This is a genomic window from Streptomyces sp. NPDC006332, from assembly GCF_040612855.1.
Taxonomy (GTDB): Bacteria; Actinomycetota; Actinomycetes; order Streptomycetales; family Streptomycetaceae; genus Streptomyces.
In genome coordinates this window covers 22,204-30,003 of sequence record NZ_JBEXRA010000080.1, presented here as the reverse complement: position 1 = coordinate 30,003, position 7,800 = coordinate 22,204, and the positions used below count along the sequence as shown (strand labels likewise).

Sequence of the window (7,800 nt, the reverse complement as noted above, 5' to 3'; positions counted from 1 at the left end):
CCGGTATTGCGGATTCCTCGGAAATAAACCTCACGCTGAGAGGAATCCCACATCACATGGTCATCACAAAGCCGTGGATTCGACCGGGAACTGAGACCGCCGGGTCGGCGCCTCAGCCGCCCAGTGTCGTACGGACCACCGCCTTGGCCTCGTCCTGCACCTGGGCGAGATGGTCGGGGCCGAGGAACGACTCGGCGTAGATCTTGTAGACGTCCTCGGTGCCCGAAGGGCGGGCCGCGAACCAGGCGTTGGCCGTGGTGACCTTGATACCGCCGATCGGCGCCCGGTTGCCGGGCGCCTCGGTGAGTACGGCGGTCACCGCCTCGCCGGCCAGGGTGTCCGCGCTGACCTGGGCGGGCGAGAGCTTGCCGAGCAGGGCCTTCTCCTCGCGGGTGGCGGGCGCGTCGATGCGGGCGTACGCGGGCTCGCCGAACCGGGCGGTCAGCGCGGAGTAGTGCTCCGACGGGGTCTTCCCGGTGACCGCCGTGATCTCGCCGGCCAGCAGCGCGAGGATGATGCCGTCCTTGTCGGTGGTCCACACCGAGCCGTCCCGGCGCAGGAACGACGCGCCGGCCGACTCCTCGCCGCCGAACCCGAGCGATCCGTCGACCAGTCCGTCCACGAACCACTTGAACCCGACCGGCACCTCGACCAGCCGACGTCCCAGGTCGGCGGCGACCCGGTCGATCATCCCGGACGACACCAGCGTCTTGCCGATGCCCGCCGCGGCGGGCCACCCCTCGCGGTGCGCGTAGAGGTAGGAGATGGCCGCGGCCAGGTAGTGGTTGGGGTTCATCAGCCCCGCGTCGGGCGTGACGATGCCGTGCCGGTCGGCGTCGGCGTCGTTGCCGGTGGCGATCTGGAAGCGGTCACGCTGCTCGATGAGGGAGGCCATGGCGTACGGCGACGAGCAGTCCATGCGGATCTTGCCGTCCCAGTCCAGCGTCATGAACCGCCAGGTCGGGTCGGCGAGCGGGTTGACCACGGTCAGGTCCAGCCCGTGCTCCTCGGCGATCCGGCCCCAGTAGGCGACCGAGGCCCCGCCCAGCGGGTCGGCGCCGATACGGACGCCCGCCGCGCGGATCGCGTCCAGGTCCAGGACGCTGGGCAGGTCGGCGACGTACGTGCCGAGGAAGTCGTAGCGCCCCGTGCCTTCGGCGGTGAGTGCCCGGGTGTAAGGGATGCGCCGGACGTCCTTGAGGCCGGCCGTGATGATCTCGTTGGCCCGGTCCTGGATCCAGGTCGTCGCCTGGGAGGCTGCCGGGCCGCCGTTCGGCGGGTTGTACTTGAACCCTCCGTCGGCGGGCGGGTTGTGCGACGGGGTGACGACGACGCCGTCCGCGAGGCCCGAGGTCCGTCCGCGGTTGTGGGTGAGGATGGCGTGCGAGACGGCCGGGGTGGGTGTGTAACCGTCCGCGCTGTCGATGAGCACGGCGACCTCGTTGGCCGCGAAGACCTCGAGGGCGGTGACCCTCGCCGGCTCCGACAGGGCGTGCGTGTCGGCCCCCAGGAACAGGGGGCCGTCGGTGCCCTGGTCGGCGCGGTACTCGCAGATGGCCTGGCTGGTCGCGGCGATGTGCGCCTCGTTGAACGCGGTCGCCAGGGACGATCCGCGGTGCCCGGACGTCCCGAACGCGACACGTTGCCCCGGCTCGGTCGGGTCGGGGTGCAACGCGTAGTACGCGGTGACCAGTCGGGCGACGTCGACGAGGTCCTCCGGACCGGCCTGCTTGCCCGCTCGCTCGTGCTGCATGCCCGCTCCCACAGATCGTTCGGCCTACGGTGAAGCCCCCATCCTTCCTCGTCACGGCGGTGTTCCGCGAGTCCGCCTCGGGTTGCCCGCGGGAACGGCGGAAGTGGCTCCGCGGGTTTGATTCGGGCTGAGACGTGTACGCGGAACCACATGGCCCAGTCGACACGAGAGACGGAACGAAAGTACGAGGCTCCGGCGGCGGACGACACCTCCTGGCTGCCCGACCTCACCGACGTGGACGCCATCGCGTCCGTGGTGGACCGTGGCACCGACGACCTCGACGCCGTGTACTACGACACCGTGGACCTGCGGCTGGTCGACGCCTCGGCCCCGCTGCGCCGCAGGACGGGCGGCGCCGACGCCGGCTGGCACCTCAAGCTGCCGCTGTCCGGCGACAGCCGCGAGGAACTGCGCGCCCCCCTGTCCGACACGGTCCCGGAGGACCTGCGTGACCTGGTGCTCTCCCGTACCCGAGGTGCGGAACTGAGGCCGGTGGTCCGCCTGCGCACCGAGCGTCACAGGCGCGAGCTCGTCGACGCCGGGGGCACCGTGCTGGGCGAACTGAGCATCGACGCGGTCGAGGCGGAGTCGCTGCTCGCCGGGGCCACCCGGGCCTCGTGGACGGAGCTGGAGGTCGAGCTCTCCGAGGGCACCGACCCGGAGCTGCTGCGGGCCGTGGACAAGGTGCTGCGCGAGGCCGGTGTCAAGCGGCTGCCCGGTCCGTCCAAGCTCGCCCGCGCCCTGGAGGAGACGGCGGTGGGCGCGCCCCGGCTGCCGGACACGCGGTCCGAGGACGTGGTCGCGGGCTCGGCCGGCGATCTGGTCCTCGGGTATGTGGAGAAGCAGGTGCGGACGCTGGTCGCACTCGATCCCGCGGTCCGCCGGAACCTGCCGGACTCCGTCCACAGGATGCGGGTCGCCTGTCGTCGGCTGCGGAGTGTGCTTCGCTCCTACCGTTCGGTCCTGGACCGCGCGGCGACCGATCCCGTGCGCGGGGAGCTGAAATGGCTGGCCGGTGAGCTGGGCGGGGAACGCGACCACGAGGTGCTCCAGGAACGGCTCGACGCCGGGCTCGGGGCGCTGCCGCGGGAACTGGTCCTGGGACCCGTCACCGCCCGGCTCCAGGCGTGGCACGTCACCAAGAGCTCCGAGGCCCGGACGCGTACGCAGGACGCCCTGGCGTCGCCCCGCTATCTGGCCCTGCTGGACTCGCTGGCCGGCCTGGTCGCGCGGCCCCCGCTGCGTCGCAAGGCCGCCGCCCGGAAGCCGAAGGACGTGCTGGCCAAGGCGGTCCTCAAGGAGTACGACCGGTTCGCCGGCAGGGTCGGCATCGCCCTCAAGACGCCCCCCGGCCCGGAACGGGACGCGGCCCTGCACCAGGCTCGCAAGGCGGCCAAGAAGGCCCGGTACGTCACCGAGCCGGCCCGCGCCTCGCTCGGCAAGCCCGCCCAGCGCCTCGGCAAGCGCGTCAAGGGTGTGCAGAAGGTGCTCGGCGACCACCAGGACAGCGTGGTGGCCCGGGCCGAGCTGCGCCGTATGGCGGTGGCGGCGGGAACGTCCGGTGAGGCGAGCTTCACCTGGGGCCTTCTGTACGGGCGGGAGCAGACGGTGGCCGGTGAGCGGCAGCGGGAACTGCCGAAGGCCTGGGCCCGCGCCTCGAAGCCCGCGTTGCGCAAGGCGCTCAGGCGCTGACGTTCGACGGATCGCGGATTCCTCCTGGACCACACATGCACGTCAGGGCCGGTCGCCGCCGTCCGTGTCTCCGCCCGTCGGGCCGGGCAGGCCGCCGTCACCCATGTCACCGGGCGGCCGGTCGGGCAGGCCGTCACCACCATGGTCACGGGCCCCCCGGTCGCCGTCGTCCATGTCGTCAGGCGGCTGATCGCGTGGTGGGTCACCGGCGGTGAGGTGTTCCAGGACCTCGGCCAGCTCCTGGCAGGCTTGTTCCACCGAGCGTCTGGTGTTGCGTTGCTCGGTGATGACGGCCGACAGGAGCAGGGCGATCATGGTCATGGTGCCGTTGAACGCCTGTAGTTTGATCATCACGTCGACGCGGGTCAGCCCGGCGAAGGGGCCGATCACCTCCGTCGCGGCGATGGTGGCCATGACGGACGTGAAGAGGGCGCAGAGCATGCTCCCGACCAGTCGGAAGCGCAGAGCCGCCCAGATCAGCAGTGGGTAGACGAGGAACAGCAGGCTGGCCTCGTCACGGGTGGCCGCCGGTACGACGACGCAGGTGATGACGGTCAGCGCCATGGCCTCCTTCCACCGGGCCATGGGCAGCGGCAGCCGTGCCCGGTACAGCAACAGCAGGAGCGGGGTGACGATCAGGACGCCCATCGCGTCGCCCACCCACCACGCGAGCCAGACCGGCCAGAAGCTCCCGGCGTCCAGCCGGTCGGTGACCACGAGGATGCCGACGCCCACCGTGGAGCTGATCAGCATGCTGGCCAGCGCCCCCAGGAACACCAGGGCGAGGCCGTCCCGCAACCGGCTGAGATCGATGCGGAAGCCCACCCGGCGCAGCAGGAGATACGCGCACAGGGGCGCGAGGGTGTTGCCCACCAGGTTGCCGAGCACGTCGGGCCGGAACGCGGTGATGTGCAGGATGACGAGCAGGACACCCAGCGCGATGCCCGGCAGGACACGCGGCCCGAGGATCAGCAGGCAGGCCAGCGCCACGCCCGTTGGCGGCCAGATGGGCGTGAACACCGCGCCCTCGACGGTCAGCTCCCGCAACAGCCCGAGCAGCCCTGCCGCGTAGTAGCCGCCGGCGACTGCCAGCGTCTGGAGGGCGAAGACGCCGGTGCGGCGCAGATCCTCGGTGCCCACCACACCAGCCATCAGACACCGGTAGCGCCGTCCCGGCGAGACGTGGGGCGCTCGCTGCCGCCCTCTGGCTGAACCTCGGGCCCGTCGTAGCCCAGGACCAGCACCGCGGCGTCGTCCTCGTGTCCCACGCGGTCGGCGCCCTTGATCACGGCGGCGGCGAGCGCGTCCACCCTCATGCCCGCCACCACGGCGATGCCCGCCAGCCGGACCACCTGGTCGAGCCCCTCATCGACCTCCATCAGGGGGCCTTCCACCACGCCGTCCGTGAGCAGGACGATCACTCCGCCCGTGGTGAGCCGGTGCCGGGCCACCGGGTAGGTCAGCCCCGCCTGGATGCCGAGCGGCGGCCCCCCTTCGCCGTCGACGAGGCCGGACTTCCCGTCCGCGGTGGCCCAGACACAGGGGATGTGCCCGGCCCGGGCACTCTCCAGAACGCCGGTGGCCGGGTCGAGCCGCATGAACGTGCAGGTCGCGAACAGTTCCGTGCCGAGGGCCAGCAGCAGATCGTTCGTCCGGGCGAGGAGCTCGCCGGGCTCGCTCGTGACGGACGCGAGCGCCCGCAGTCCCACCCGTACCTGCCCCATGAACGCCGCGGCCTCGATGTTGTGGCCCTGGACGTCGCCGATCGACAGCCCGACGCGGCCGTCGGGCATCGTGAAGGCGTCGTACCAGTCCCCGCCCACATTGAGGCCGTGGAAGGCCGGTGCGTAGCGGACGGCGAGGTGGTAGCGCGGCGCCGCGGGCATGTCCGCCGGCAGCATGCCGCTTTGCAGAGCGATGGCGAGCTCGACCTGGGAACGCTGTTGTTCCGCGCGTTCGCGCGCCTGCGCGGTCAGCGATCCGAGCCTGTTCAGCAGCTCGTCGCCGTCGTCCGTGGGGCGCTTGCGGGACATGATCGCTCCGTGGATGTCGACCCCTTGGGGCAAAATCCCCAAATGGCTCTTTATCGGATGATAGCGATGTCCGGGAGTGGCCCGGAAGCCAGGGCCGTGAGACATGATCGCCTCCGCCGCCGTGGGAGGGGGCGCCGCCCCGTTCGGCGCATCCCGCCTCTGGGCCGTACGGGGGGCCTCCTGCCCGCCGGTTCGCCCGACTGAGCGGCTTGAGTGGTGGGATCCCCGGGTGTGACTGACGGTGGATCATGTCGAGGCCGGGTCAGTCCAGCTGACGCGACGCCAGCTGCCCAGGCCGAGACGGAAGGAATCCCGGATGCGCTCCACACGGATGCTCCTGGCCACCGCGGCCGCCTCCGCCGTTCTCGCGATCACCGCACCCGGCGCCTACGCGGCCGACCACGACCCGGGCCACGAGGACTCGTCGTACAGCAAGGAGAAGGAGCACGGCAAGGAGAAGGAACACGGCGAGGAGAAGGAGCACGGCAAGGACGGTGGCCACAAGTCGCCGCACGGCGGGATGCACACCGGTGGCGGTGCGCTGACCGCGGTGAACGAGGACGACTGGGGAACCGCCAAGGACCCCAAGTACGACCCGGAGACGTACAAGGACAAGGACAAGGACAGCGGGTACAAGAAGGAGTCCTCCGGCGGATACGAGAAGGAGTCGTCCGGCGGATACCAGAAGGACTCCGGTGAGCACCACGGCAAGCCCCACGGTGGCGTCCACACCGGTGGCGGCGCCCTCGCCACGCCGGGCATGACCGGCGCCGGTCTGGCCGTACTGGGTGTCGCCGCGACCGGGCTGTACGCGGCGCGACGCAGGTCTGCCGGAACCGCTGCCTGAGTCATGCCTGACGCGATAGCAGCCGGGCCCACCGCCGCCCCCAGCACCGGTCGGCGGGGGCCCGGCTCGCGTTCCGCGTCCCCCCACCCCCTGTGCTGCCGTGCCCGAGAGTGAGGTGCTGCCCGATGGCAGCCGGTCCTTCTTCCCCTACCGTCAGCGAGCCGGTACCGCCCGAGCAGGGGTCCCGCCTCGGCCTGGCGATGATCTGCGCCGTGGCCGCCCTGCTCCTGGCGGTGAACCTGTTCGGCGGACAAGACCCGTCGTCGGTGGCGGCCCGCCCACCGCAGGGGGCGCAGGCCGCCGCCCCCGTCGCCCCGTCGACAACGCCCGCCGGCCCGTCGGCCGCGCCCACCGCGTCCCAGGCGGGCAGGAGTCTGCCGCGGGCGAGGCCGGTGCGCCTGATCATCCCGAAGATCTCGGTCGACGCCCCCTTCACCGACCTCACCATCGAACGGACCGGGCAGCTTGAGGCCCCGCCCGCCGCCGACACCAACCTGGTGGGCTGGCACGCCCAGGGGACCTCCCCCGGAGAAGCCGGCACCGCCATCATCGCCGGGCACGTCGACACGGCCACCTCCCCGGCGGTCTTCGCCGGCCTCGGTGAGCTGAAGAAGGGCGACACCTTCAAGGTCCTGCGCGCCGATGGGCGTACTGCGCACTTCGTGGTCGACAGTGCGGAGACGTTCGCCAAGAACGACTTTCCCGACCGGCGTGTGTACAGCGACACCCCGCGGGCCGAGGTCCGGCTCATCACCTGCGCGGGTGACTACGACCGCTCGGTCCGGGACTACACCGACAACCTGGTGGTCTTCGCCCACCTCGTCTGACGCGGGCGGACGCCCGAGCGCACCCTGACACCTGTCAGGCACCGGTCGCCGTCCCGGTCTTCTAGGGTCGCCGGACGAGGGGTGGCCGGCCGGCGCGCAGCCGGCCGTACACCGCTCGATCAGCACTCCGCCGACACAGGAAAGAGGGCTCATGAGCCGCCGATCACTCTCGACTCTGCTGGCCGCGGGGGGCGCCGCCGCGGTGATGGCGCTCACTCAGGTCTCCGCCCAGGCCGCTTCGTTCCAGGGGGGCAACTACGGGGCGTACGCGATGGAGGGCCAGTACCCCACCATCTCCAGCTGCGCGGGCACGTTCCAGCAGGTCGGTGCCACGCGCTCCTGGGAGGGCATGACGCTGAAGTACTTCTACTCCTCCAAGTGCGGGTCCTTCGCGAGGATCGAGAACTCCCGCCCCAACTGCGCCGCCGTTCTGCAGCGGTCGAACTCCGGCACCGGGCGGGTGGACGGCTGGGTCTCCGAGACCGTCGACTCCGGCATCACCTACGCGTACACGAAGATCGGCAACAACCTCAACGGGCGCGTCTCGCGGGCCCTGCTCGCGTGTGACGGCCACGACGCGGTGTACACGAACTGGTACTGACGTCCCGCCGACCGCGATCGCACCGACATGCGCTGAGCGGTGAGCCG

The 7,800-nt window shown here is 71.4% G+C and carries 7 protein-coding genes; 4 read left to right on the top strand and 3 right to left on the bottom strand.

Features of this window, described 5'->3' with window-relative positions; translation table 11 throughout:
- Positions 1–112: 112 nt before the first annotated feature.
- The gene (gene pgm, locus ABZ027_RS40050; RefSeq protein WP_356777447.1) at positions 113–1,753 is read right to left on the bottom strand and encodes a phosphoglucomutase (alpha-D-glucose-1,6-bisphosphate-dependent); all 1,641 of its coding nucleotides are present in this window, start codon (positions 1,751–1,753) and stop codon (positions 113–115) included.
- 150 nt (positions 1,754–1,903) lie between these two features.
- Between pgm and ABZ027_RS40045 the strand changes: the two genes are divergently transcribed.
- Positions 1,904–3,445, top strand: coding sequence for a CYTH and CHAD domain-containing protein (locus ABZ027_RS40045; protein ID WP_356777445.1), 1,542 nt, complete (start codon positions 1,904–1,906; stop codon positions 3,443–3,445).
- Between the two features lie 42 nt (positions 3,446–3,487).
- Here the strand turns inward: ABZ027_RS40045 and ABZ027_RS40040 are convergent, their stop codons facing one another.
- A complete protein-coding gene (locus ABZ027_RS40040) occupies positions 3,488–4,597 on the bottom strand; it encodes an MASE1 domain-containing protein (RefSeq protein ID WP_356777443.1) in 1,110 nt (369 codons plus the stop codon).
- Positions 4,597–5,478, bottom strand: coding sequence for a PP2C family protein-serine/threonine phosphatase (locus tag ABZ027_RS40035; protein ID WP_356777441.1), 882 nt, complete (start codon positions 5,476–5,478; stop codon positions 4,597–4,599). Before ABZ027_RS40035 ends, ABZ027_RS40040 begins: the two co-directional genes overlap by 1 nt.
- A 316-nt stretch (positions 5,479–5,794) precedes the next feature.
- Between ABZ027_RS40035 and ABZ027_RS40030 the strand changes: the two genes are divergently transcribed.
- The 3 genes from ABZ027_RS40030 (at position 5,795) to ABZ027_RS40020 (ending at position 7,753) form a co-directional block, all read left to right on the top strand.
- Complete coding sequence (locus tag ABZ027_RS40030; protein WP_356777439.1) at positions 5,795–6,325, top strand: hypothetical protein; 531 nt, start codon at positions 5,795–5,797, stop codon at positions 6,323–6,325.
- Between the two features lie 125 nt (positions 6,326–6,450).
- Positions 6,451–7,152 carry a class F sortase gene (locus tag ABZ027_RS40025; RefSeq protein ID WP_356777437.1) on the top strand — a complete coding sequence of 234 codons (702 nt, stop codon included), beginning with the start codon at positions 6,451–6,453 and terminating at the stop codon, positions 7,150–7,152.
- A gap of 151 nt (positions 7,153–7,303) precedes the next feature.
- Positions 7,304–7,753 carry a hypothetical protein gene (locus tag ABZ027_RS40020; protein WP_356777435.1) on the top strand — a complete coding sequence of 150 codons (450 nt, stop codon included), beginning with the start codon at positions 7,304–7,306 and terminating at the stop codon, positions 7,751–7,753.
- The last annotated feature ends 47 nt before the right edge of the window (positions 7,754–7,800 follow it).

Bases quoted from the DNA above. Each gene is read 5' to 3' on its own strand.
- pgm (WP_356777447.1), bottom strand. From the start codon at position 1,753: ATGCAGCACGAGCGAGCGGGCAAGCAGGCCGGTCCGGAGGACCTCGTC.
- ABZ027_RS40045 (WP_356777445.1), top strand. From the start codon at position 1,904: ATGGCCCAGTCGACACGAGAGACGGAACGAAAGTACGAGGCTCCGGCG.
- ABZ027_RS40040 (WP_356777443.1), bottom strand. From the start codon at position 4,597: ATGGCTGGTGTGGTGGGCACCGAGGATCTGCGCCGCACCGGCGTCTTC.
- ABZ027_RS40035 (WP_356777441.1), bottom strand. From the start codon at position 5,478: ATGTCCCGCAAGCGCCCCACGGACGACGGCGACGAGCTGCTGAACAGG.
- ABZ027_RS40030 (WP_356777439.1), top strand. From the start codon at position 5,795: ATGCGCTCCACACGGATGCTCCTGGCCACCGCGGCCGCCTCCGCCGTT.
- ABZ027_RS40025 (WP_356777437.1), top strand. From the start codon at position 6,451: ATGGCAGCCGGTCCTTCTTCCCCTACCGTCAGCGAGCCGGTACCGCCC.
- ABZ027_RS40020 (WP_356777435.1), top strand. From the start codon at position 7,304: ATGAGCCGCCGATCACTCTCGACTCTGCTGGCCGCGGGGGGCGCCGCC.